At 61.0% G+C, this 24,086-nt stretch carries 27 protein-coding genes; 9 read left to right on the forward strand and 18 right to left on the reverse strand.

The window, feature by feature from the left end:
- Positions 1-23: 23 nt before the first annotated feature.
- Positions 24-194: a hypothetical protein gene (locus RHEC894_RS32930; RefSeq protein WP_164517675.1), complete on the reverse strand. Its 171-nt coding sequence runs from the start codon at positions 192-194 to the stop codon at positions 24-26.
- Positions 195-778: 584 nt separating this feature from the next.
- Between RHEC894_RS32930 and RHEC894_RS08790 the strand changes: the two genes are divergently transcribed.
- The gene (locus RHEC894_RS08790) at positions 779-1,990 is read left to right on the forward strand and encodes an MFS transporter (RefSeq protein WP_085736977.1); all 1,212 of its coding nucleotides are present in this window, start codon (positions 779-781) and stop codon (positions 1,988-1,990) included.
- 78 nt (positions 1,991-2,068) lie between these two features.
- Here RHEC894_RS08790 and RHEC894_RS08795 read toward each other — a convergent pair whose 3' ends face one another.
- Positions 2,069-2,845, reverse strand: coding sequence for a glucose 1-dehydrogenase (locus RHEC894_RS08795; protein WP_010068846.1), 777 nt, complete (start codon positions 2,843-2,845; stop codon positions 2,069-2,071).
- A 106-nt stretch (positions 2,846-2,951) separates the two neighbouring features.
- Here RHEC894_RS08795 and RHEC894_RS08800 point away from each other — a divergent pair, with 106 nt between their 5' ends.
- A complete protein-coding gene (locus RHEC894_RS08800; protein WP_010068845.1) occupies positions 2,952-3,527 on the forward strand; it encodes a TetR/AcrR family transcriptional regulator in 576 nt (191 codons plus the stop codon).
- Positions 3,528-3,579: 52 nt separating this feature from the next.
- Here RHEC894_RS08800 and RHEC894_RS08805 read toward each other — a convergent pair whose 3' ends face one another.
- Complete coding sequence (locus RHEC894_RS08805; protein WP_085736978.1) at positions 3,580-4,194, reverse strand: FMN-dependent NADH-azoreductase; 615 nt, start codon at positions 4,192-4,194, stop codon at positions 3,580-3,582.
- 139 nt (positions 4,195-4,333) lie between these two features.
- Here RHEC894_RS08805 and RHEC894_RS08810 point away from each other — a divergent pair, with 139 nt between their 5' ends.
- On the forward strand, positions 4,334-5,302 hold the full coding sequence (locus RHEC894_RS08810; RefSeq protein WP_010067349.1) for a LysR family transcriptional regulator: 969 nt from the start codon (positions 4,334-4,336) through the stop codon (positions 5,300-5,302).
- Between the two features lie 39 nt (positions 5,303-5,341).
- Here RHEC894_RS08810 and RHEC894_RS08815 read toward each other — a convergent pair whose 3' ends face one another.
- The 7 genes from RHEC894_RS08815 to RHEC894_RS08845 all read right to left on the reverse strand — a co-directional run bounded on the left by RHEC894_RS08815 (position 5,342) and on the right by RHEC894_RS08845 (position 11,888).
- On the reverse strand, positions 5,342-7,330 hold the full coding sequence (locus RHEC894_RS08815; protein WP_085736979.1) for a bifunctional 2',3'-cyclic-nucleotide 2'-phosphodiesterase/3'-nucleotidase: 1,989 nt from the start codon (positions 7,328-7,330) through the stop codon (positions 5,342-5,344).
- Positions 7,331-7,701: 371 nt separating this feature from the next.
- Positions 7,702-8,103, reverse strand: coding sequence for a PilZ domain-containing protein (locus tag RHEC894_RS08820; protein WP_010065169.1), 402 nt, complete (start codon positions 8,101-8,103; stop codon positions 7,702-7,704).
- 171 nt (positions 8,104-8,274) lie between these two features.
- Complete coding sequence (locus tag RHEC894_RS08825) at positions 8,275-9,009, reverse strand: SDR family oxidoreductase (protein ID WP_085738909.1); 735 nt, start codon at positions 9,007-9,009, stop codon at positions 8,275-8,277.
- Positions 9,006-9,737: an SDR family oxidoreductase gene (locus RHEC894_RS08830; RefSeq protein WP_085736980.1), complete on the reverse strand. Its 732-nt coding sequence runs from the start codon at positions 9,735-9,737 to the stop codon at positions 9,006-9,008. The genes RHEC894_RS08825 and RHEC894_RS08830 overlap by 4 nt, the downstream gene beginning before the upstream one ends.
- A gap of 10 nt (positions 9,738-9,747) precedes the next feature.
- On the reverse strand, positions 9,748-10,344 hold the full coding sequence (locus RHEC894_RS08835; protein WP_085736981.1) for a TetR/AcrR family transcriptional regulator: 597 nt from the start codon (positions 10,342-10,344) through the stop codon (positions 9,748-9,750).
- A gap of 113 nt (positions 10,345-10,457) precedes the next feature.
- Positions 10,458-11,354 carry a DMT family transporter gene (locus tag RHEC894_RS08840; protein WP_010068909.1) on the reverse strand — a complete coding sequence of 299 codons (897 nt, stop codon included), beginning with the start codon at positions 11,352-11,354 and terminating at the stop codon, positions 10,458-10,460.
- Between the two features lie 72 nt (positions 11,355-11,426).
- On the reverse strand, positions 11,427-11,888 hold the full coding sequence (locus tag RHEC894_RS08845; RefSeq protein WP_003578798.1) for an Lrp/AsnC family transcriptional regulator: 462 nt from the start codon (positions 11,886-11,888) through the stop codon (positions 11,427-11,429).
- Between the two features lie 156 nt (positions 11,889-12,044).
- Here RHEC894_RS08845 and ald point away from each other — a divergent pair, with 156 nt between their 5' ends.
- Positions 12,045-13,163 carry an alanine dehydrogenase gene (gene ald / locus RHEC894_RS08850; RefSeq protein ID WP_085736982.1) on the forward strand — a complete coding sequence of 373 codons (1,119 nt, stop codon included), beginning with the start codon at positions 12,045-12,047 and terminating at the stop codon, positions 13,161-13,163.
- 16 nt (positions 13,164-13,179) lie between these two features.
- Here ald and RHEC894_RS08855 read toward each other — a convergent pair whose 3' ends face one another.
- The gene (locus tag RHEC894_RS08855; RefSeq protein WP_085736983.1) at positions 13,180-13,689 is read right to left on the reverse strand and encodes a DUF1203 domain-containing protein; all 510 of its coding nucleotides are present in this window, start codon (positions 13,687-13,689) and stop codon (positions 13,180-13,182) included.
- Here RHEC894_RS08855 and RHEC894_RS32935 point away from each other — a divergent pair.
- Complete coding sequence (locus tag RHEC894_RS32935; RefSeq protein ID WP_164517677.1) at positions 13,688-13,849, forward strand: hypothetical protein; 162 nt, start codon at positions 13,688-13,690, stop codon at positions 13,847-13,849. The two genes, RHEC894_RS08855 and RHEC894_RS32935, sit on opposite strands and share 2 nt — an antisense overlap.
- 277 nt (positions 13,850-14,126) lie before the next feature.
- On the opposite strand, the gene RHEC894_RS08860 is transcribed toward RHEC894_RS32935, so the two are convergent.
- The 4 genes from RHEC894_RS08860 to RHEC894_RS08875 are packed head-to-tail and all read right to left on the reverse strand — an operon-like array spanning position 14,127 to position 17,362.
- Positions 14,127-14,687, reverse strand: coding sequence for a GNAT family N-acetyltransferase (locus tag RHEC894_RS08860; RefSeq protein ID WP_010069290.1), 561 nt, complete (start codon positions 14,685-14,687; stop codon positions 14,127-14,129).
- 5 nt (positions 14,688-14,692) lie between these two features.
- Positions 14,693-15,562: a 3-mercaptopyruvate sulfurtransferase gene (gene sseA / locus RHEC894_RS08865; RefSeq protein ID WP_010069291.1), complete on the reverse strand. Its 870-nt coding sequence runs from the start codon at positions 15,560-15,562 to the stop codon at positions 14,693-14,695.
- Between the two features lie 18 nt (positions 15,563-15,580).
- Positions 15,581-16,318, reverse strand: coding sequence for an alanyl-tRNA editing protein (locus RHEC894_RS08870; protein WP_085736984.1), 738 nt, complete (start codon positions 16,316-16,318; stop codon positions 15,581-15,583).
- A 6-nt stretch (positions 16,319-16,324) separates the two neighbouring features.
- Positions 16,325-17,362, reverse strand: coding sequence for a cysteine synthase A (locus RHEC894_RS08875; protein ID WP_085736985.1), 1,038 nt, complete (start codon positions 17,360-17,362; stop codon positions 16,325-16,327).
- Between the two features lie 225 nt (positions 17,363-17,587).
- Between RHEC894_RS08875 and RHEC894_RS08880 the strand changes: the two genes are divergently transcribed.
- Both RHEC894_RS08880 and RHEC894_RS08885 read left to right on the forward strand, forming a co-directional pair.
- Positions 17,588-18,244 carry a ChrR family anti-sigma-E factor gene (locus tag RHEC894_RS08880; protein ID WP_206427904.1) on the forward strand — a complete coding sequence of 219 codons (657 nt, stop codon included), beginning with the start codon at positions 17,588-17,590 and terminating at the stop codon, positions 18,242-18,244.
- Between the two features lie 100 nt (positions 18,245-18,344).
- Positions 18,345-19,178, forward strand: a complete 834-nt coding sequence (locus tag RHEC894_RS08885; RefSeq protein ID WP_085736986.1) for an SDR family NAD(P)-dependent oxidoreductase — start codon at positions 18,345-18,347, stop codon at positions 19,176-19,178.
- Here RHEC894_RS08885 and RHEC894_RS08890 read toward each other — a convergent pair whose 3' ends face one another.
- The 3 genes from RHEC894_RS08890 to RHEC894_RS08900 all read right to left on the reverse strand — a co-directional run bounded on the left by RHEC894_RS08890 (position 19,179) and on the right by RHEC894_RS08900 (position 22,632).
- Complete coding sequence (locus tag RHEC894_RS08890) at positions 19,179-20,438, reverse strand: cyclopropane-fatty-acyl-phospholipid synthase family protein (protein WP_085736987.1); 1,260 nt, start codon at positions 20,436-20,438, stop codon at positions 19,179-19,181. It abuts the gene before it with no gap.
- Positions 20,439-20,670: 232 nt separating this feature from the next.
- Entirely contained in the window at positions 20,671-22,122 is a 1,452-nt protein-coding gene (locus tag RHEC894_RS08895) for a deoxyribodipyrimidine photo-lyase (RefSeq protein WP_085736988.1), read from the reverse strand.
- 183 nt (positions 22,123-22,305) lie between these two features.
- The gene (locus RHEC894_RS08900) at positions 22,306-22,632 is read right to left on the reverse strand and encodes a hypothetical protein (RefSeq protein ID WP_085736989.1); all 327 of its coding nucleotides are present in this window, start codon (positions 22,630-22,632) and stop codon (positions 22,306-22,308) included.
- Between the two features lie 212 nt (positions 22,633-22,844).
- Between RHEC894_RS08900 and RHEC894_RS08905 the strand changes: the two genes are divergently transcribed.
- The gene (locus RHEC894_RS08905; RefSeq protein WP_085736990.1) at positions 22,845-23,159 is read left to right on the forward strand and encodes a hypothetical protein; all 315 of its coding nucleotides are present in this window, start codon (positions 22,845-22,847) and stop codon (positions 23,157-23,159) included.
- 216 nt (positions 23,160-23,375) lie between these two features.
- Positions 23,376-24,053: an HAD family hydrolase gene (locus RHEC894_RS08910; protein WP_010068681.1), complete on the forward strand. Its 678-nt coding sequence runs from the start codon at positions 23,376-23,378 to the stop codon at positions 24,051-24,053.
- The last annotated feature ends 33 nt before the right edge of the window (positions 24,054-24,086 follow it).

Here is a 24,086-nt window from a genome sequence, read left to right on the forward strand (position 1 = left end):
ATCGCGACGCGCTTTAGAGCGGCTTAATAATCGTCTTCGTCGTCGCGGCGGCGGGTTTGAGCGGTCGGCGTCCTGAGCATGAAACCCTCCGGCCGCTTGTCATTCCTGTGATCGCTGACGCGTATTTGGACGATCATGCCAAGGGCGGCTATGACGGTAAGGACACCGGTAACGAGGGTTTGGTGCTCTAGCACAAGGGCTTCCCAGTCAATTCGTCCCAGAAGCGGGATTGCGACGCAAGCAGCGGCGAAGGCTCCCAATTTCCAGACCCAGGGTACACTCACCAACTTTTTGTCCACCCGATATCCGATCCAACTCGGCAATATTCATCCACAGATTGCATAAACCAAAGCGAGATACAAGTCGTCAGGCGAGGGCGGACGGATTCTTCACAGGATGTTCCACATCCGATGCCAAGCTTCGACACGTTGCCGCCCCCGGAGACCAGGGGTTGGCGGCCATCGGCCTGACACGAAGCCTCTCTTGCCGGGCGGCCTAATTTTTTCCCTCTTTGCGCGTGTCGTTGGACCCAGAATTCCGTGGTCGACGATGGTTCGCCAGGTCGCGCGCCTTGCGGACGTGACGGAGCGGGCTTGCAGGACCATTGGTCGGGGCAGAGCGAGGCAGGCGTTGAGGATGTTGTATAAACAATAACATATCTCTACGGATATTTGTCTTTTCAATGGTTTACGGAAATCATAAAAACGGCTTGTTCGGCAAATGCAAACGTGATCTCCATTGCCTCGACGAATGAGTTTTCTGCGAGGGGCGTGGAGACATGAGTGATACGGCTATGCGAACGAAGGTCGGTGGCGGCGAATTTGCCGTTTTGTGCATCGGAGCATTTCTTCTTTCGATCGCCTATGGCGTGACCTTTCTGATCCCGGTGCTGGTCGGGCAACGGGGCGGCAACGAGGCGCTCGCCGGCCTGATCATCTCGGCGGCGACGGTCAGCACCGTCATTCTCGTCATCCTGTCCGGCCACATCGCCGATGCCATCGGCTCGGCGCGGGCGGTGGCGGTTTCCGGGCTGTTTCTGGCGGCATCTGGGCTGGGATTCGCCATGGTCCCCGCAGCCGGGCTGAGCCTGATGACTGTCGGTTTCGTCCTTGGCATCGGCTGGGGCACCTTTTATGCGCTTGGGCCTATCCTGGTCGCGGCGATCACCGAACCCGAGCATCGGATCCGGTTCTTTGCCCTGCTATCGGGATCGATGATGTCGGGCATCGGCGCCGGACCGATCATTGGCCGCATTGCCACCGGCTGGTCCATGCCGATCGAGACGGCCTTCGCCTTTGCATTCTTGTCCAGTCTCGTCGGCGGTGCACTTTACTTTTATCTACATCTGCGGCTGACCAATGCCGGCAAGATTTTGCCGCATGTCAACAAGATCTCCTTTGCCGCAGCCCGTCAGGTGATTGCGTCGCCGGCGATCTATTCCATCGCCATGGTCGGAATCGGCGGCGCGATTTTCGGCGGGCTTTCCAGCTTTCAGACAAGCTACGCCAAGGCACACGGCTTCGATTATTCGCTGTTCTTTATCGGTTTCATGTCGGCCGCCATCCTGAGCCGGTTGTTCGTGGCGGGATATGTGGTCAAGAAGGACCCATTCTATTCGCTTCTGGTGCTGACGAGCCTGACGCTGGCATCCATCCTGCTGTTCCTGGTGGTGACATCAAATCAGCTCGCCTATCTCGCCGCTGCGGCGGTGCTCGGCCTCGGCTATGGGCTGACCTATTCCGTCATCAATGGGCTGGCCGCAAATGAGGCGCCCAAGGGGCTTATGCCGCAATCGCTTCTCTTGTTCTCGCTGTCCTATTTCATCGGCGTCTTCGGCTTCCCGCTGATCGCCGGCAATCTGATCGTTTCCTCCGGCATTCAGGCGATGCTCTATGTCTTGCTCCTGCTTGCCGGCCTGAATTCAGCAATCGTCCTGTTTCGTATTGCCCACCGCGCGACAATCGGCAAAACGTCCTTCGCGGAGAAATAGGAAGCCTTCGGCGACGGACCGAAGTCGGGAGCAAGATGGGGACCCGGGCAAGTTTGGCGTTGCCCGGGTCCGATTTGCTCAGGCGGCGCGGAAGATCTTGGCGCCGGACGGCGCACTTGTCATGCCGCCGTCGACGGTGATCTCGATGCCGGTGACATTGGCGGAATCGTCCGACGCCAGATAGAGCGCCGCCTTGGCGATTTCGTCGGCTTCGCTCATGCGGCCGAGCGGGCTCAGACCGCCCATGCGAGCCTCGAGCGCCGACATCGCATCTTCTGTGGGTGCCATCGGCGACCAGATCGGTGTCTTCGTGCCGCCGGGAGTCACCTGGTTGACGCGGATGCCGCGCGGTGCGAGTTCCGACGCCATATTGCGCGTCATCGCGCGCACCGCAGCCTTTGTGGCCGCATAGGCCGACCAGCCGGGAGCGCCGAGCACGGCATGCACCGAGCCGTTGAGGATCACCGAGCCGCTGTCGTTGAGATGCGGCAGGGCCGATTGCACGGTGAAGAACACTGCCGTCAGATTGGTGCTGATGATCCGATCGAACTGCTCCGGCGACGTGTCGCCGAGCGGTGTCGCGCCGCCGATGCCGGCATTGGCGAAGACGATGTCGAACTTGCCGACTTTTGCGGCAGCTTCCGCAAAAGCCTTCTCGGTGGCGGCGGCATCGGTGACGTCGACCTTCAGCGCCAGCACGCCGGCCCCAAGCGCCTTTTCGGCGGCGGCAAGCGTTTCCGGGTTGCGGCCGGTGATCACCACCTTGGCACCCTCATCGATGAACACCTTGGCGGTTGCAAGACCGATACCGCTGTTGCCGCCGGTGATCAGGGCGACCTTGTTTCTTAGACGCATGATGCATGCTCCTCTTGGAAATGACAACGATCTGGATTATGATCGTTATCTATGAGGATTATGATTGTAATCCATGTAAGTCAAGAGGCAATGCAGGGAGAATCCGATGGGGCGTTCGCAACTGGAAAAGCAGAAGACGCACGAGAAGATCGTCGAGACCGCATCGAGGCGGCTGCGCGAGGAGGGGCTTGACGGTATCGGCGTCGCCGACCTGATGAAGGAGGCCGGGCTGACTGTCGGCGGCTTCTACAAGCACTTCGCCTCCCGCGACGATCTCGTCGCCGAGGCAGTCCAGTTCGCCTTCGATTCATGGGGACGCGGGCTTGAGGCCGAAGGACTGAACCCGGCGGAGATGACCGCGGCCGATATTGCCGATCGCTATGTCAGCGCCTATCATCGCGACAATCCCGGTGAAGGTTGTCCTTTTGCTGCGCTGACCTCCGATCTATCCCGCAGCGGCGAGAAGGCGAGGGCGATCGCGACGGCCGGGCTCAGGCGTAATTTCGAAGCTTTGGCAAGCAAGGCTGCGGGAGCGGACGAAGGCGAAAGGCGACGTAAGGCGATCATGGCCTTCGCGATGATGGCGGGCGGCGTCGGCCTTGCCAGGATTTCTGCCGATGAGGATCTCTCGGCCGAAATTCTCGCGACGATCCGGGATTTTGTCGCCGACATCGACAAATGACAAACGGCCGGCGAAAGCCGGCCGCTGCACGACAGTAGGCGATGAGAGCCGATCAGGCAGCCAGCGCGATTTCCTGAACGCGCGACTTGGCGGCGTCGATGGCCTTTTCGGCAGCTTCCGGGCCGAAGGCGAGGCCTTCGACATAGATGGTTTCAACATCGGTGATGCCGAGGAAGCCGAAAACCGACTTCAGGTACGGCACGGCATGGTTCAACGGAGCTGCCGGTCCCTGCGAGTAGACGCCGCCGGAGGTGAGCACGACATAAACCTTTTTGCCGGTCACCAGGCCGACCGGGCCGGTTTCCGTGTACTTGAAGGTCAGGCCGGCGCGGGCGACGTTGTCGATCCAGGTCTTCAGCGAGGAATAGATGTTGAAGTTGATCAGGCCGGTGCTGATGACGATCGTGTCGGCGGCCAGCAGTTCGTTGACGAGTTCGTCGGACGTCTTGATGGCTGCGATTTCTTCGGCGGTGCGGGCTTCCGCCGGCTTGCGGATCGCGCCGGTGAACAGGTCATCGATATGCGGCAGCGGATTGGCGGCGAGGTCGCGGCGGACGACGACGCTGCCCGGCTTCTGGTTCTTCAGCTTTTCGGCGAGATCGACGGCGATCGGCGTCGAGAGCGATTCGGCACGCGGGCTGGACGTCAGAAGAAGGATGGACGACATGGTGCATTTCCTTTCGAATTGGATTTGACGGCCCGTTGCTGGGAGATGAGCCGCGGTGTCGAGAGGCAAAATAGGTCTGGCCTGCTATCGAAAAAACGGTGATAATGTCGATCGAAACTATCGATGGAATGGATGGAAGATGCTTCCGAACCCGACTCTGGATCAATTGCAGGTATTTCTGACCGTTGCCGAGACCGGCAGCTTTTCGGCCGCGTCACGGGCGCTGAACCGCGCCCAGTCGGTCGTCAGCTATACGATCGCCAATCTGGAGGCCCAGCTTGAAATGCCGCTTTTCGAGCGCTCCGGCGCTCGCCAGCCGAAGCTGACGGATGCGGGCAAGGCGATGCTGGAGGATGCGCGGCGAATCCTTGGTGACCTGCAGGTCATGCGGGCGCGCGTCAAGAGCCTGAGGGAGGGCCTCGAAGCCGAGGTTTCCGTCGCCATCAGCGTCATGGTGCCATCGCGGGCCGTCGTGGACGTGCTGCACGAATTCCGCGAAAGATTTCCATCCGTTGCGTTGAACCTCAATGTTGGCGAGCTCGGCGTGGTGATGGACCTCGTCCTCAGCGGCAAGGTGACGATCGGGATTGGCGGCGCAGTCCTCAGGCAGGACGATTCCGTCGTCACCGAGCGGATCGGCCATTCCTTCATGTTGCCCGTTGCCGCGCCCAACCATCCGCTTGCCCAAATAGACCGGCCGCTAACGCTTGGCGACGTGCGCGAAGAAGTGCAGCTCGTTGTCACCGACGCGTCGGGCCGGACGAAGGGGCGGGATTTCAATGTTCTGTCCTACAAGACGTGGCGCGTCAGCGATATTGCGATGAAGCACCAGCTTATTAAAGCCGGCCTTGGCTGGGGCGGCCTTCCTGCATCCATCATCCATGACGATCTGCGCAGCGGCGCGCTCATCCATCTCGATCTGGATGCCTATGAACAGGGCGAGTATGCCATCTATTCGATGCGACAGCTCGCCAACCCGCCCGGACCGGCCGCCAGCTGGATGATCGACGCCTTCCGCACACGGCTTTCCCATTGCCCGAACCAGGCCGATTTCCATGCCGAGATGGCGGAACTGCGTGACACCGCACCGCCGCTCGCGGCCGAATGAGGAAGGCGCGGGGGCGCCTTCCTCGAAATTTTCTTCCGGTTAGAGAACCAGCCTGAACTTCGAGAAGCCGTCGGCGCCGTCGCCGGCATCCTCGATCTTGACGCTCTTGACTGCCGAGAGGAACTGCTTTGCCTTCGGGCCGCTTTCGAAGGTCGCCGTCGTGCCCGGCAGCGGCTTGAAGGTCCAGTTCGCATCGGCCGACGGATTGATCGTGCCCTGGTCGTGGACATAGCGGACGATGACGTCACGGTTGGTATCTGGCGCCTGGAAGATCACCTTGTCGGCGGCGATCTCCGGGAAACTGCCGCCGCCGCCGGCGCGGTAATTGTTGGTGACGACGACGAATTTCTGGGCCGGATCGATCGGCTTGCCGTCGAAGGCGAGGTTCTGGATGCGGTTGGCATCCGGATTGATCGCCTTGCCTGAGGAATCATATTTCGGCGGCTGCGACAGGTCGATCTGGTAGGTCACGCCGTCGATGACGTCGAAATTGTAGGATGGGAAGTCGCTGTTGAGCAGCGGCGCATCCTTCGAGCCGGCCTCGATGTGATTGAACATGCCGGCCGACATTTCCAGCCAGTTCTTCACCTGTGCACCGGTGATCGCAACAGCTTGCACCGTGTTCGGATAGAGATAGAGGTCGGCGACGTTCTTGATGGCGATGTCACCGGCCGGAACGTCGGTATAGTAGTCGGCGCCGCCGCGGCCGCCGGCCTTGAAGGGTGCCGCCGCCGACAGCACCGGCAGATCCTTGAACGCGGTATCGGCGAGCATCTGCTTGATGTACCAGGTCTGGGCCTGGCTGACGACCTGCACGGAGGGATCGTCGGCGACGAGCGCGAAGTAGGAATAGAGCGGTGCTGAGGTCTTGCCGACGGGCGTGCGGACATAGGTGAGTGTCGCCTCGTGTTCGGCCTTTGCCGCCTCGACCACTTCCTTCTTGTCGGCGTAGTCGGCAACCACCTTCTTCTTGTCGTCACGATGGTAGATCGGCCGTGCTTCCGAGGTGAAATCGACGATCTTCCAGCTGTTGCCGTCCTTTTCGAGCAGCAGGTCGATGAGGCCAAGATGCGAACCCCAGAAGCCGGCCATGACGGCGGGTTTGCCATGCAGCGTGCCCTTGACGGGATCGGCATTGGCGATGCCGTCCCAGCTCTTCGGGCCGGGGAAGACGAGATGCTGATGGCCGGTGAAGATCGCATCGATCCCTTCGACGGCGGCGAGATGCAGCGAGGCGTTTTCCATCTTTTCGGACGGCGCAGCTCCGTCGATGCCGGAATGGGAGAGCGCGATGACGATATCGGCGCCGGCTTCCTTCATCGCCGGAACCCAGGCCTTGGCAGCCTCGACGATGTCGCGCGTCTGCGCCTTGCCTTCGAGGTTCTTGATATCCCAGAGCATGATCTGCGGCGGCACGAAACCAATGAAGCCGATCTTGACTGGGCTCTCATTGCCGGCGCCGTCCTTGATCTGCTTTTCCACGATGACGTAGGGCTTGAAGAAGAGCTCGTCCTGCTTCGGGTTCGAAGCAAGCTGGCCTTTGGTCAGGTTGGCGCAGACGAAGGGGAAGTTCGCGCCGGACAGGACCTTGAACATGAAGTCGAGGCCGTAGTTGAATTCGTGATTCCCGAGCGTTCCCACCGTATAGCCGAGCGTGTTCATCGCCTTGATCACGGGATGGACGTCGCCGTCCTTCATGCCGTGCTGATAGGCCATGTAGTCGCCCATCGGATTGCCCTGCAGCACGTCGCCGTTGTCGATCAGCAGCGAATTGACGGCCTCGGCGCGGATATTGTCGATGATCGTCCCGGTGCGGGAAAGACCCATCGTGTCGTTCGGCTTGTCGGCATAATAGTCATAGGGAAAGACGTTGACGTGAATATCCGTCGTTTCCATCAGCCGGAGATGCGCCTGGTTGGCGCTGGCGCGCGCGCTGAAAGGGTGCAGCAGCACCAGGGCGGAAGTGGCGGCAAGCCCGCCGAGCAGAGAACGGCGGCTCATGACGCCAACGTCGAAAATGGAAGACATGTGAACTCTCCTTCAAAAAACATCGTCCGGCCCGTCAGAATTAGGACGATTTGGCGAGGAGTACACTGCGAAAATGACAGGACGGCAAACAATCAGCGGCAACGGCGCAATGGTTTTAATTGCAATCTATGGTGGAGTCTTCCGGTTGCCCCTCGCGGAGGGGCGGGCAAAGTCGTCATTGCCAACGATTAAAGATTTCAGGCGCATCGCGTCCAGGCTGGTCGACAAGACGCAGGCGCTTTACGGCAATGTGGAGAAGCCGCTGGCGACGACGAAAAGTCTTCAGGCTCCATCGCCTGCGGGCGGCACCCCACGCCAACCGCAGTTCCTGGACGATTTCAGCCGCTCCTCGGCGCAGAAGCGGTACGGCCTTACGATTTCAGCGTCGGCGTTGCCGAATGGGGTGGGCGGTCGCCGCTGGTCGCGGCTCTCAGCTGGCGCACAGCCAGCACCGGCCGTATTTCCTTATGGAAAAAGCGGAAATAGGAGGAGACCTGTGCCCGGGCATTCGAATTCACATCGAACTGCACGCCGATACGGCCATTGTGCTTCCAGCGGATGATGCCTTCGAGCAGTCCGATATTTTCGGCTTCGATGCGCACCTTGCTGCCGGAGGCGGCGTGGAGCGGCGTCTTCGTCTCCAGAGCGGCGCCGGTCACCGACAGGTTGAGAATGCGGACATCTATTTCGCTGTTCAGATATTTGACGCTGCCGAAGACACGGCAGTTCTGCCGATCGGCCTTCCGCGCCGTGATTTTCAAGTTGCGGGTCATACTGTCTCCCTTGGATACAGGAGGGGAACATAGCGTCCGAAAATTGAAATGGTTTTAGTGGCTTGGCTAAAATTGCACTGAAACGATCATATGAGCGATTCAGCATTTTCTAGATCTGTTTCACGCGCCGGCGTGATAAGCAAACCGTTGCACTCGCCATCCCACATTCATTCAGGGCAGGCTCAGCTTCGCCATGCGCCCGCCATCGATGGTCCAGACTTGGCCGGTGACAAAGCCGGCTTCCGGTGAGGCAAGCCAGGCGACCAGCGCCGCCACTTCTTCCGGCCTTCCTGTCCGTCCGATCGGATGGATGCGGCCGATCTCTCGGCGGAAGGCCTGCGGATCCGGCATGCTCTCGATGAAATCCACGTTGAGGTCGGTATCGATCCAGCCTGGGGCAACCGCATTGCAGCGGATGCCCTCGGCTCCGTGATCGATCGCGATTGCCCGCGTCAGGCCGTGAAGACCGGCCTTGGACGCACAATAGGCCGCATGTTTCGGGTTCGATCCCAGACCCTCGATCGAGCCGATATTGACGATGGTGCCCGTCGACGCTCTGAGATGCGGCAGGGCGGCCTTGATCAGCATGAAGGGCGTGGTGAGATTGACGGCGATGTTCCGCTCCCAATCCACCAGCGTCATGTCCTCGGTGAGCGCTTCCTGCATCATGCCCGCATTGTTGACGAGCACATCGAGCCGCCCGGCATCTGTGACCACCCGTTCAACCGCCCGGCCCGCCGAGGCGGGATCGGCGAAATCGACCGGAAAACTCGCAAATTCCTGGTCTTCGCCACGCTGGGCGGTAAAGACCTGCGCACCCTCATTTCGCAATCTCCGGGCAATCGCCTGACCGATGCCGGAACGGCCACCGGTGACCAGCGCAACCTTTCCTTCGAAACGCATCAGCCCACCGCCTTTCCGCCGTTCACCTCGACCAGCGTGCCGCACAGGTAGCGGGCAGCGTCCGACGCGAGGAAGAGCACGACATCGGCAATATCCTCCGGCTCGGCGATGCGGCCAAGCGGTACGGTCTTGCCAAGTTCGGCAACCGCCGTATCCGGATCGAAGCCGCGCTTGATGAAGCCTGTGCGCAGCATCGGCGTGTTGACTTCATTCGGGCAGACCGCATTGATGCGGATGTTCTGGTGGGCATGGTCCATGCCCATGCATTGTGTCAGCGAGGCAATGGCCGCCTTGGTCATGCAGTAGACGGCATGGTTGGGACCGGGGCGCAGGCCCCAGCAGGACGCCGTGTTGACGATCGCGCCACCGCCTCCGGCCGCCAGAAGCGGGATCGCCGCACGGCTGATCCGAAACGGCGCCAGCATGTTGACCCCCACGGAGAGGTCCCAATCGGCGTCCGTGGTTTCGGTCACCTTTCCACGGGTGATGACGCCGGCATTGTTGACGACGACGTCGAGACCACCGAGCGCCTCGAAGGCGGCCTGTGGCAACCCGTCGGCATAGGCCGCCGCGAGAAGGTCGCCGGGCAGACGAGCTTCGGCCTCGATACCTGAAACATCGCGGTCGGCCACCGCCACGCGCGCTCCCTCGGCGCGAAGCTGGCGCACGATGGCCGCACCGATACCGCCGGCAGCACCTGTTACAAGGACTTTCTTTTCGGAAAATCTCATTTCGATCACCTCAGGATTGGAAGCTGATAATAGGTTCACCGAAGAGGTCTGCATCGGGGACGATACCTTCCGCCGCCAACGCCGCTTTCGCCGCGCGAAGTGCCGCCTCAGTCGCCCGATCTCGTCCCTGCAGGCGCGCAGTCTGCGTCATGCCTTCGTGCAGGAGGAAAAGCGTTTCGGCGAGCCGCTCTATGTCTTTGTCAGGGGCAATGGTCTGAAGACGGATGCGAAATTCATCTGCGAGCCGTGCCTTATGGTCCAGGACGGTCTCGCGAATAGCGGCGCTGTCCGGATGTTCCGCCAACGCATTGAGAAAGAGACAGCCGGTGTTCGCCACTTCGCGCAACCAGTCACCGAGTCGAACGATTGGATGGAGAACATGGCCGATCCCGCCCTCCGGCCCGCCTGCGAGCCAGTCGAAATACGCTTTGTCGCGGTGCTCCAGCGCTCCGACCACCATCGCTTCGCGGCTCGGAAAATACTTATAAAGCGTCCGCAAAGACACGTCGGCTCCCGCTCGCAATGCCTCGACGCCCTGTTCGGCGAAACCCATCTCCGCAAACTGGCGGTCGAGATCACCGGCGATTTTCTCTTTTCTCGTTGTCATGAGAAAAAAGTAGAGTGATCGCTCTACTCATGTGCATTGAAATGCGACGATGAACCGGACGATAAGCGACACCGACAAAACGAAGATATCCTGCGTCGAACGTTTTTCGGGGCCTATTCTACGCGCAGCGCTCCAGCGGCGGCCGTCCTGCGCCCCACCACATGTTCACGCCAGACGGTGAAGATGCCGGCTCCAACCACGATGACCGAGCCGACGATCATGTTGAAGCTCAACGTTTCTCCGTAGATCGTCACGCCGATGATCGAGGCGTAGACAAGCGACAGATAGGTCAGCGGCTGGACGGCGGCGGCATCGAGAATATCGTAGGCACGGATCAGGAAATAATGGCTGGAAATGCTGGTCATGCAGACGAGCGCCATCCAGCCCCAGTCGCCCGGCGACATCCAGCTCCAGTAGAACGGCCCGATCAGCGTCATCGTCACGCCCCCGACGACGCCGGTATAGAAAAAGCTCGTCATCGACGAATCGTCGCGGCTGACGAGACGGGTGGCGATGACGTAGAAGGCGAAGTTGAAGCAGGAAGCGACAGCGATAAGCAGTTTCACATCGAAAAATTCACCTTCCGGCTTCAGGATCAGCAGCACCCCGAAAAGTCCGGCGCCGATCGCCGCCCACCGCCGCCACCCGACCCGTTCACCGAGGATCGGCATCGCCAGCAGCGCGATCAGGATCGGCGTCGCAGAAAAGATCGCCTGTGAACGGGCAAGGCCGATCACGGCAAAACAGGTGATGGCCAGAACCACCTGGACCGCAAGCAGTACGCCGCGCGTCACCTGCAGGAAGGGGCGCTTGGTGCGGGCCGTCGCTTTGAGGCCGCCGCGCATCTTCGAGGCGAGGACGATGGTGAAAAGCGCGAAAGCCCAGTAGCGGATCATCGTCACGAAGATCGGCGGATAGGCGGATGCCAGGTGTTTGGAGATGGCGTCCTGCAGCGAAAAGATGGTGAGCGCCAGCAGGGCGAAAATATAGCCGTGGGTCTTCGATGTCATGATTTGCCAATGAGCGGGAAACGCCCGCGCGCATGAAAAGTCTGGGCAGGCTTTCGGCAAATATGCAAGGCCTCAAAGCCCGACATTCGGCTTGTCGATGATTTCTCTGAGCGCGAAACTCGAATTGATTTTGACGACATGGGGCAGGGCCGAAAGCCAGTCGCGGTGGATCCGCTCGTAATCTTCGAGATCCCGGGCGGCGACCCTGAGAATATAGTCATATTCGCCCGACATCAGATAACAGACGAGCACGTTGGGGCAGAGCTTCACCGCCGCCTCGAATTCCGCCAGCGTCTTGGCGAACTGGCCCGAGAGCGAGATATGCACGATGGCGATCATCTTGTAGTCGAGCGCCTTGTGCGAAAGCCGCGCATGGTAGCCGTCGATGACGCCGCTTCTTTCCAGGATGTCGAGCCGGCGCGAACAGGCCGAAGGCGACAGTCCGATCTTCTCGGCAAGCTCGGCATTGGTGATCCGGGCATTGGCCTGCAGCGCCTTGAGAATCGCAAGATCGATGGTATCGAGATCAGCCATTCGAAGAACCTTCGAAGAAAAGGAGGAAGAACACAATAATCGCCGAAAAAACGCCTCTCTGCAAATCGTCTTTGCAAGGACATTTCGCGGCCTTGGTGGTTGGATTCATCGTCTGAGGAGATCCGCGATTGCGGAGATGACAGGAGAGGAACGCCAATGCGTGTCGGTTGCCCGAAGGAAATCAAGAATCATGAATATCGCGTCGGCCTGACGCCGGCTTCGGTGCGCGAATACGTCGCCCATGGCCATGAAGTCTGGGTGGAGACGAAGGCGGGCGCCGGCATCGGCGCCGATGACGCCGCTTATGCCGCGGCGGGCGCGAAGATTGCCGCCTCCGCGAGGGATATTTTCGAAAAGTGCGACATGATCGTCAAAGTGAAGGAGCCGCAGCCCTCCGAATGGGCGCAGCTTCGCGACGGTCAGCTACTCTACACCTATCTGCATCTTGCACCCGATCCCGAACAGACCAAGGGACTGATCGCCTCCGGCGTCACCGCGATCGCCTATGAAACGGTGACCGACGAGCGCGGCGGCCTGCCGCTGCTGGCGCCGATGTCCGAGGTCGCCGGCCGCCTGTCGATCCAGGCGGGAGCAACCGCCCTGCAGAAGGCCAATGGCGGCCTTGGTGTCCTGCTCGGCGGCGTGCCCGGTGTGCTCCCGGCCAAGGTCACGGTGATCGGCGGCGGTGTCGTCGGCCTGCACGCGGCCCGGATGGCCGCCGGCCTTGGCGCCGATGTCAGCATCCTCGACAGGTCGCTGCCGCGCCTGCGCCAGCTCGACGATATTTTCTCCGGCCGCATCCACACCCGCTATTCCAGCATCCAGGCGCTGGAGGAGGAGGTCTTCTCGGCCGATCTGATTATCGGCGCCGTGCTGATCCCCGGTGCCGCAGCGCCGAAGCTCGTCACCCGCGAGATGCTATCCGGCATGAAGAAGGGCGCCGTCATCGTCGACGTCGCCATCGACCAGGGCGGCTGCTTCGAGACCTCGCATGCGACGACCCATTCCGACCCGACCTACGAGGTCGACGGCGTGGTGCATTATTGCGTCGCCAACATGCCGGGCGCAGTCCCCGTCACCTCGGCGCATGCGCTGAACAATGCGACGCTCGTCCATGGCCTGGCGCTTGCCGACCGCGGCCTGCGCGCCATCGCCGAAGACAAGCATCTGAGGAACGGCCTCAACGTTCACAAGGGCCGCATCACCAACAAGCCGGTCGCCGAGGCGCTCGGCTACGAGGCCTTCGCGCCGGAGAGTGTGCTTAACGTTGCGTAAGCTGCCTGACTCAAGGTCAAGTTAAGGCGCCGGTCTCTGCAAAGGCCGGCGCTTTTACCTTGTCGATCCGGCATTGGAAGCAGTTGTTGCGCGCCGAGCGCACATGCACGTAAGCGATACTAGGTCGCGCCAGCAATGTCTCGGCATAGGCCGGAATATCGGCGATCTCGGTCACCGCCCCGGTGCCGTAGACGATACGGTCGTTCTCGCCATAGCCGCGGACGATGAAGTCGGGGCTGGTCGTGAGCACCGGCGGCAGTATCTCTTCGGCGGCGTAGCGCTTGCAAGGGTTCTTGTGCAGGAAAATCGGCCCGGTCTCGGCATAGGGCTGCAGCTCCGGGAAGGGCCTGTAGGCGAAAACCAGAAACTCGTCGCCCTCTCCGATATTCTGCAGGCAATGGCGGCAAGGGTTGCCGTCACCGTCTGATGTCATTGTCTCGGGCAGATTATCATAGGCGTCGCGGCCGCCGTTCCAGAGGGCTCTGGCATCGGCAGTCGGCATGGCGGCAAAACGAATGGCGGTCATGGCAGATCTCCTTGTGATCGCCATGAATTTGCATCTGGGCGGCTGCTCAAGCCACCCGTTTCTTGCGCGTCCGCAGGGTGGTGGACGATCGCATGGAACACTGCTTGGAGACGTCGAATTGTCGAAAAAACGTGGAGTTTGTGATCCAATTGATTTTTGAACCATGACGTCCGTCTCATAAGATGGGCGTAAGCATACGATGCGTCAGGATTAGCTTTTGAAAAGGTGGGTGGTTTGCTGTGAAAGACGAACAAAAGAAAGACCGGACGGATCTCGATCAATTCGTAAGAGAGAGACGCGGCGTCGGGACGATCGTGTTGTTGGGAGATTTATGGAAGGCGCTTCGTTCCGCTTGGCCTGACAAGGGCAAGTCGTCGGTATCTCCCCTTGAAAAAGACGAATCGTAAGCCACTTCGGCGGGGTCGGAAAATCCGCCCTCAGCCTTTCCGGGCCATCTCCAGCAACTCCTTGTCGCTGAGCGGCCGGACAATGCCTGTACCGGTCGAAACCGGCGAGAAGCCGTACATCTGATAGAGCTGCAGCGCGCGCGGGTGATCGAGATTGTTTGTCGTGGTGGTGACCCGCTTCGGATTGAGCGACCAGATGGCGTAGAGCGCCTGCAGCAGAAACCATTTGCCGATGCCGAGGCCGAGCGCATGTTCGATCAGGCCGAAATGGCTGAGCTCGATCGTATCCTCGTCCTCGCAGAAATATTCATAGAAGCCGGCGGGTGCGCCGTTCACATAGAGAACGCTGATATTGTTGCGCTTGTCGTTCAGCGTCTGGGCAAGTTGCTCGTCGCTCATGCGCAGCCGGTCCACCCATTGCCAGCGCGCGCCGACCTGCCGGTAGAGGTAGCGATAGAACGGCAGCGGGATCGCAGGCGCGCGCATGATCGCCGTCTGAATATTGACGGGCACGGGCATGCTCGCCTTCGGCGGCGCCGTCATTTCCAGCCGGGTGATGTGGGCTTTGAGCGAAGCGGGCGTCTTTCCCATGGCGATCAGGCTTTATCAGGCGTCGGCGGGCCGGTGACGATAGGCGTATCCTCACGGCTGCCCCATTCGCTCCATGAGCCGTCATAGAGCTTGTTGTCGTGATGGCCGAGCGATTCCAGCGCCAGCGTGATGATCGCAGCTGTTATGCCCGAGCCGCAGGAGGTGACGACGGGCTTCGAAAGATCGATGCCGGCATCCTCGATCGTCCGGCGGAGTTCGGGCAGCGATTTGAACCGGCCCTGATTGGCGAAAACGCCGGAAGGCAGGCTGCGGGCGCCGGGCATATGGCCGGAGCGCATGCCGGCACGCGGCTCGGGCTCGGCGGCGGCGAAACGGCCGGCGCTGCGGGCATCGGCAATCTGCATCGCGCCGCTTGCGACGATGTCGCGCATCGTATCGAGCGTCACCACGCGGCTCGCGTCGAAATCGGGCGTGAAGACCGCCGCCGCAGGGCTGGGCACGGCGGTTTCGAGCGCACGACCCTCGGCCTTCCAGCCGTCGAGGCCACCGTCGAGCACGAAGACATTTTTTGCCCCCATCACCCGGAACAGCCACCAGACGCGCGGCGAGGCGAACAGGCCGATACCGTCATAGACGACGATGCGGTCGTTCTCGCTGATGCCGAGCTTGCCGACCTCAGCGGCGAAATAATCGGGCGAGGGGATCGTGTGGGGCAGCGAGGTCGAATGGTCGGCGATCTTGTCCTGGTCGAAACGGATGGCGCCGGGAATATGGCCGGCGGCATATTCGGCGTCGGCATCGCGCTTCTGCGCCGGCAGATAGAAGGAGGCATCCAGCACGCGCAGATCCGGTTTCCCGAGTTCGGCCTGCAGCCAATCGGCCGAGACGACGAAACGGCTCTTGGTCTCACTCATTATGCTCTCCCTTGATGGTCAGGCTTCATCGCCGGGCGTGCCGAATCGGATGCGGAAGCGCCGATTTTCTTTGCCCTTCTTCTCGATCTTGGCGATATGGATCTGGCCCACTTCCTGTGTTTCCGAGACATGTGTGCCGCCGCAGGGCTGGCTGTCAATCGAGGAGTTCTCGCCGATGCAGACGAGGCTGACGCGCCCGAGCCCGATCGGTGGGCGCACGTTCTTCGATTTGACGATATCGGGGTTGGCCGCAAGTTCCTCGTCGGTAATCCATTGCAGATAGACCGGATGATTCTCGGCGACCAGTTCCATCAGCCTGGCCGTTACCGCGTCCTTGTCGATCGTCTCGGTCATATCGAAATCGACGCGGCTTTCCTCTTCGCCGACGGCAGCCCCGGTGATCGGATAGGAGCAGACGACGGACAGCAGGTGGCAGGCCGTGTGCATGCGCATCAGCTTGTAGCGGCGCTGCCAGTCGACATGCAGCACCAGCTTTTCGCCGACATCAGGCAGCGGCTCGTTTTCGAGCGGCACATGGATGACGATATCCTTGCTCGGGCCGTGCTTCGTCTGGCCGAGTGCGATCTTGGAGCCGTCGGCGCGTTCAAGCGCTCCGGTATCGCCTGGCTGGCCGCCTGATGTCGCATAGAAACAGGTCTGGTCCAGTTCGATGCCCCCGTCTTCGTGAACGGCGGTGACGATCGCCTCGCATGTCGAGAGATAGAAGTCGTCACGATAGAGGGCATTGACGGGCATGGGGTCTCACGCGGGTTCGTAGGGAACGTCTATCTCGGACGATTTGGCGATCCAGCCCGGAACGGGCAGTCCCTTCGAGGTCAGGAAATCCGGATTGAAGAGCTTCGACTGATAGCGGTTGCCGTAGTCGCAGAGGATCGTCACCACTGTGTGACCGGGGCCGAGATCTCCAGCGAGTTTGACGGCACCGGCAATGTTGATCGCCGTCGAGCCGCCGAGGCACAGGCCTTCGTTTTCGACGAGGTCGAAAAGATAGGGAAGCGCTTCGGCATCGGAGACCCGATAAGAGAAATCAGGCGTGAAACCTTCGAGATTGGCGGTGATGCGGCCCTGGCCGATGCCCTCGGTGATCGAGGATCCCTCGGATTTTAGCGTGCCGTTCTGATAGAATTCATAAAGAGCGGCGCCGTCGGGATCGGCGATGCCGATCTTGACGTTCGCATTGAAAGCCTTCAGGCCGGCGGCGACACCGGCCAGCGTACCGCCGGAGCCGACGGAGCAGATGAAGCCGTCGACCTTGCCGTCGGTATCCCTCCAGATTTCCCGAGCGGTCGTTTCAATATGCGCCTGGCGGTTGGCGACGTTGTCGAACTGATTTGCCCAGATCGCCCCGTTCGGCTCGGTCTTCGCCAACTGCTCGGCGAGCCGCCCGGAGACCTTCACGTAATTGTTCGGGTTCTTGTAGGGAACGGCGGGCACTTCGACGAGTTCGGCGCCGAGCAGCTTCAGCGCGTCCTTCTTTTCCTGGCTCTGCGTTTCCGGGATGACGATGACGGTGCGGTAGCCGAGTGCTTTGGCGACCAGCGTCAGCCCGATGCCGGTATTGCCGGCCGTGCCTTCGACGATGACGCCGCCGGGCCGAAGCAGACCTTTCCGCTCCGCGTCGCGGATGATGTAGAGCGCCGCGCGATCCTTCACCGACTGGCCGGGGTTCAGGAACTCCGCCTTGCCGAGAATGGTGCAGCCGGTCGCAGCCGAAGCGCCCTTGAGCTTGATCAGGGGGGTGTTGCCGATGGCTTCGAGGACGGAAGGGTGGAAGGTCATGGAATCTGCCTCTATTCGAACTCTTACTTTAGGAACGGTCTTTTCCCTTCACAAGGCTGAGTTGGCAAGAAATGCTATTCCACGCCTCTGTCGGGCACGATAAAATTTGGCCTTCCTCCCCCGAAATGACGAATGGCCGGCAATCCCGCCGCGAGCGGGTGATCCGAAGATTGACTTTCTCCGTACGGATGACGACAAAGCGAAAACGGAGCGCGGCAACGGGGCGTGACCGAAATCGACATGGTTCACGAGCAGATCGACACGATCGATGCATTGATGGCGCATTACGTCGCCGGCTCCTTGCCCGAGCCGGCGCGTGTGCTGGTGCGGTCCCATCTCGAAATGAAACCGGACAATCGAAGCCTGGTGAACAGCCTCGAATTGCTCGCCGGAGAGGCGATCGAAAGCGCGCCCGCAGCCGCCATTGCCGACCGCGACCGGCGGCTTGCGGCAATCTTCTCCTCCGCCGCTCCGGTCGCAGCGCCGGTGCCCAGGCGGCGGGAAAACGCGCTGTTTCCCCAGGCGTTGCGCGATCTTGTCGGCTTCGAAGCCGAGGATGTGCCCTGGCGCACGCGGTTGCCGGGCTTCAAGGAATATTGCCTCGACATGGACGGCTGCGAGGTCAACCTGATGTGGATCCGCCCGGGCCGCGCCTTGCCGGCGCATACCCACAAGGGCATGGAACTGATCCTCATCCTCGACGGCGCCTTCAACGATGAACGCGGCCGTTTCGGCCCCGGCGACATCTCCATCGCCGACGAGACGATCGACCACCGGCCGGTCGCCGAAAAGGACAGGCCTTGCATCGCCTTTGCCGTTTCGGACGGGCCGGTCAGGCTGACAGGATCCTTTCGTCAGATGATCGGCGATCTGATCGGCTGAAAGCAGCCACAATGGTGTGATAGAACCATAAAACCGGGAGAAGCAGAGAAACTTCCGGACCTGTTTTCGTGTTGGCAAGGCAGAGCAGGAGGAACATGTCATGCATGATTTCATCGCCCGTCCCGAACATGGAGTTGTCTGGATCACCGGGGCAAGCTCGGGCATCGGCCGGGCGCTTGCGCTGAAGCTCGCGGCCGAAGGATACAAGGTCGCGGTCACCGCCAGAAGTCACGAAAAGCTGGTCGAACTGCAGGCCGAGGCCCGTGGCCTTTCCGGCAGCATCGTCGTTCTCGACGGCGACGTCACCGATGCCGAGGACATGGAACATGTCATGGCCTCCATCGAATACGAACACGGCACGCTCGCCATGGCGATCCTCAATGCCGGCGTCTATCTGCCTGTTCACGCCGAAGACCTGAACCGGGCCGATTTCGACAAAAGCTTTGCCGTCAATCTTTCCGGCGTCGTCAACTGCCTGCTGCCGGCAATCGGCCATATGAAGGCGAAAGGGCAGGGGCAGATCGCCATCGTCTCCTGCATCACCGGCTATGGCGGCCTGCCGACGGGTGCAGCCTATGGCGCCACCAAGGCGGCGCTGATCAATATGACCGAAAGCCTGAAGTTCGATCTCGACAAGATCGGCATCCGCATCCAGCTCGTCAGCCCGGGTTTCGTCGATACGCCGGCGGCTGGGAAGAACGCCTTTCCGATGACATCCGTGGTATCGGTCGAGGAGGCAGCCCGGCAGATTGCCGCCGGGCTGAAATCGCAGGCCTTCGAGATCAGCTTCCCCCGGCGCTTCACTACCATGCTGAAACTCGCGCGCCTGCTTCCCTATGGCGCGTATTTCCCGCTGATGAGCCGCGTCACCGGTTGGCGCGAGCGGTCGCCATCGGTTGGTCACCATCCGGCGACACCGCATCCGGCGGAATGATCAGCTGCGTGAGAACACGACCTGGCGCACATCGATATTGCGGGCGCGGAAGCCGGCTTCGCAATAGAACAGATAGAATTCCCAGAGCCGTTTGAAACGCTCGTCGAAGCCCATCGGGCGGATGCGTTCCCAGACCGACCAGAAGCGCTCGCGCCATTCGGCGAGCGTCCGGGCATAGTCGAGCCCAAAGCTGAAGTCTCTGACCAGTGACAGATCGACCTTGCCGGCGAGTTCGGCCAGATGATTGCGCGTCGGCAGCATGCCGCCGGGAAAGACATATTTCTGGATGAAGTCAGGATTGCTGCGATACTGGTCGAAGGACTCGGGTTTGATCGTGATGATCTGCAGGCCGGCCTTGCCGCCGGGTTTCAGACATTGCCGGAGCTTGGAGAAATAGGACGGCCAGTATTTCTCGCCGACCGCTTCGAACATTTCGATCGAGACGATCCGGTCGTAGAGCCCGGTCTCGTCACGGTAATCCTGGAAACGGAATTCGACGCGATCGTCGAGACCGGCCTTGTGGATGCGCTCTTGCGCAAAGGCGAGCTGTTCGCGGCTGATTGTCAGGCCCGTGACCTTGCAGTTCAATTCGCCGGCGGCGAATTCGGCAAAACCGCCCCAGCCGCAGCCGATTTCCAGCACGTGATCCCCGGGCCCGATGCCGGTCGCTTCGGCGAGCGCGCGATATTTGGCGTTCTGGGCCGATTGCAGGTCGTTGGCCCCTGTGGAGTAGAGGGCTGAGGAATAGGTCATGCTCGGATCGAGCCATTGCCTGTAGAAATCATTACCGAGGTCGTAATGGGCGGAAATATTGCGCTTCGAGCCCGTCCTGGTATTGGTGTTCATCCAATGGCGCACGCGCTCGACGAGGCGGCCAATGCCGCCCTTGCCATTGGAATAGCTGTAGACGGCCTCGCCGTTGACGAGGAAGAGTTCGAGGAAGGCGGTGGTGTCGGGACTGTCCCAGTCGCCGTCCATATAGGTCTCGGCGACCCCGATCGTGCCGCTCGTCAGCGCCCGATAGGCGAGGTTCCAGTTGTGGAGGCTGAGCGCCGCTTTTGGCCCGGCCTTCTGGCCCTCGACCAACAGCCTACGGCCGTCCGGGAGAGTAACGGCGAGCGAACCGTGCTGCATGTGCAGAAGCCCGCGCAGCGCCAGCTTTGCCTTGAAGGGCAGGCCCTTCACCATGCGGGACATGTTTTCGGCCGTCAGCGTCACCGCATCGCGAGCCAGCAGATTCCAGTCCTGCGCCTTGCTCATCTCTCCTCCTCCAACATTCTTGCCGGTTTAGGGACGACGAAGCACCCGATAATACACACGGCCCCCCAGCCATGACATCGAAGGCTACTGCATAATTGCTCAAATCGGAACCGATTTAAGATAAGACTATGAAGCAGTTCTATGTGTTTCGGCGTCTTTACGCGCCTGAAAAGACCGGACCGCCGGAGCCGATAAGGGGGCTTCAGCCGGCGCGATGAGGGCCGAATTGCATTCATACGCTATCCCTCATTGCCTTGTAGGCGGAGAGCGCCCGGTTGCGCGCGTTCGCATGGTTGACGATCGGTTTCGGATAGGTTTGGCCAAGCGTGATGCCGGCCTCGTCGAGCATGTTCTTCGGCGCCTCGAACGGCCGGTGGATGTATTTTGCCCCGAGCCGTTGCAGCTCCGGCACATGAGTTCTGACATAGTCGCCGTCGGGATCGAAAGTCTCGCCCTGCAGCATCGGATTGAAGATGCGGAAGAAGGGTGACGCGTCGGCTCCCGAGCCCGCCACCCATTGCCAGCTTGCCGCATTGTTGGCGGGATCGGCATCGACCAGCGTGTCGCGGAACCAGGCCTCGCCGCGGCGCCAGTCGATCATCAGATCCTTGATGAGGAAGGAGGCGACGATCATGCGCACCCGATTGTGCATCCAGCCGTGGCGCCAGAGCTGGCGCATGCCGGCATCGACGATCGGGTAGCCGGTCATGCCGCACCGCCACGCGTCGAAATCCCCGTCGTCGTTGCGCCATTTAAAGCCGTCGAAACGATCGTTCCAGTTCTCCGAGGCAAGACGCGGAAAATGGAAAAGCAGGTGGTAGGAGAATTCGCGCCAGGCGATCTCCTTGCGGAAATGCAGGACGTCGGCCGCCGGCACCCGGTTCGACAGTCCGCGCGTCGCATCCCAGATGCGGGCAGGGGAGATCTCGCCAAGCGCCAGATGCGGCGACAGCATCGAGGTCGCCAGTTTCGCCGGATAGTCGCGGTTTTCCTTGTAGCCCTTGAGTTCGTCCTCGACGAAGACGCTGAGCCTCTCTCTTGCGCCTTGCTCGCCCGGCGTCCAGAGATCGGCAAAGCCCTTCGCCCAGTCCGGCTTCGTCGGCAGCAATTTCCAGCTCTTCAACGGTTCCGATACCGGAAGCTGCGCTGCCAGCCGGAGCTTCGCCGGCGCATCCAGCGGCGGCTCGGCTTCGCCCGCACCCTCCAGCGCGCGCCAGAACGGCGTATAGACCCGATAGGGCGTGCCACTGCCGGTCATCAGCCTGGACGGTTCGTGCAGCAGCTGGCCGCCAAAGCTTCTCGCCTCGATCGCCTGTTTTTCCAATTCCTGCTTGATGTGGGTGTCGACCGAGATGCTCGACGGGTCGTAGCGCCGGTTCCAGAAAACGGCTTCAGCCCCGCTCTTTTTGATGACGGCGCCGAGCACCTCGAGCGCATCGCCGCTGGCAAGCACCAGCCGGCCCTGCCGCTCGTGCAATGATCTATCAAGCGCTTCCAGCGAATGATGCAGCCACCAGGCCTGCGCAGCGCCGAGCGGACCCGTGCCGGCTGCCGCCGGTTCGTTGATATAAACGGGGATGATCGGTCGCCCGGAGAGATGGGCGGCATTGAGGGCGTGATTGTCGTCAAGGCGCAAATCCTTGCGAAACCATAAAATGATAGGTTTTACCGCGTCTTGTACCAATGAAACCGTTCCCTGCTCCTGTTCTTTTCAACCTGCTACGGATGTACGGAACGCCCGGATCAAAAGTTTCATCCGGAGGGAAAGCTTTTATCGTGGTGGCGACGACATGAAAAAGGCCGGCGTGAACCGGCTTTTCCAAGCGTGGCGCACTTTGCGCGACATGCTTTGAAGCGAAGGTGCCTGTCAGTTGTCGTATTCGCGGCAGGCTTCGCTGATCGAGGCGCCGCTTTCGCCGCCGCGTGTGTCGACGCCCGATCTCTGCTGCGGCATGCCAGGGCATTCCATCGTTTGCGGCTGACCGATGCTCTGGGTCGTCATCGGATCGACCGGAGCGACGCGCACCGGATACATGCCATTGTCGCTGTTGGTGTAATCGGATGAATAGTTACCCGAACTCGGATCGGTCGAGCCGCCGTTGGTCGGCCCGATCGGATCGGGGTTCGACTGGGCAAAGGCCGACGATGCCATGCCGATCGCCAGCAGCGAAGCGGCGATAAGGGATTTGGTCATGAGGATATCCTCCTTTGATTTTCACCTTGGATGACCCTGGTGTAACCGCCTGCAAGAATCATTGTTCCGAGAGTTGTAGAAAAACTGCCGGTACGCTGCGGCGTTGTCGCCATGGTTACGCATAAACCTTAACCGCCGAAGCCGCTGGATCACGACTGCCGCCTGCCTTAGTGGCGTGGTGAAACGCTAAAAATCAGCAGCATGAGGCCGCTATGTTCGTTTCCCCGCGCGAGGCTGCAGATCTCGTTCTCCAGATTGCTCTTGCACTCGCCCTGACGGCCGGCGGCATGGCAATCGCGTCCTCTGCCATGGGCGGCGAGAAGGCCGGCATATCAGGGATCGACGTCAGCCGCCCCTCGTTGTGGACTGCGGTTCCGACGCGTATCGATCCGACGACACAGCCCTATCTGCGCGCCGACGCGCCCGCCGGGCTGAAAATCGCCGCCAGCGACGAAAAATCCTGCCATGACCCGATCGGTTTGCGCCTCTCCTGCGATTTGATCGCCACCAGCAGCACAGCCTTTTAGACGGCGATCTCTGCGCTTCAGCGCGAACGGCTGGCACTCGACAACTGCACGGGCAGGATCGTCGATGCCTTGATGCCGGGCTGGCGACGGATCAGCCAAGGCTTGCCGTTGCGCATAGCGGGCCTGTCCCTGCGAAAGCTTGCAAAGGGCGCTGATTTGCCGTTTCATCGGGCGATACGACAACCATCCGATGCTCTTCCTTAAAAGGATCCGCCTTTGTCCCTGCCGATGCCCCGCGGCTTCGAGAAGCCTTATGCCGCCTTCCTGTTCGATATGGACGGCACCATCCTCAATTCGATCCGTGCCGCCGAGCGTGTCTGGGGCGACTGGGCAAAGCGTCAGGGGCTCGATGTCGCCGCCTTTTTGCCGAAGATGCATGGATCGCGCGGTGTCGACACGATCGCCCGCCTGAATCTGCCCGGCGTCGATCCCGAACATGAGGCCAGGCTGGTGACCGAGGCCGAAATCGCCGACGTCGGCGATGTCGTAGCCATTCCGGGTGCCGCGGCGTTCCTGAGTACGCTGCCGCCGGATCGCTGGGCGATCGTCACCTCTTCGCCGCTGCGTCTTGCCCATCGGCGGCTGGAGGCGGCAGGCCTGCCGCTGCCGAAATTCATAGTGACGGCGGAGGATGTGAAGGTCGGAAAACCCGATCCGCAATGTTATATTCTGGGCGCCGAACGTCTCGGCGTCAGCACGCGGGATTGCCTGGTGTTCGAGGATGTCGCCGCCGGAATTACCGCCGGCGAGGCGGCCGGCGCCGATGTCATGGTCGTCACGGCAACCCATCACCAGAAGATGGAAACCTCGCATCCGACCCTCTCATCCTATGATGAGATTTCGGTCCGCATCTCTGCCGACCGCAGAATGCTGATCGTCCCCGCCGCGGCCTGACATCGGCCGTCGGCGGTTGCTTGCTTTGCGAAT

The organism is Rhizobium sp. CIAT894 (assembly GCF_000172795.2).
Taxonomy (GTDB): domain Bacteria; phylum Pseudomonadota; class Alphaproteobacteria; order Rhizobiales; family Rhizobiaceae; genus Rhizobium.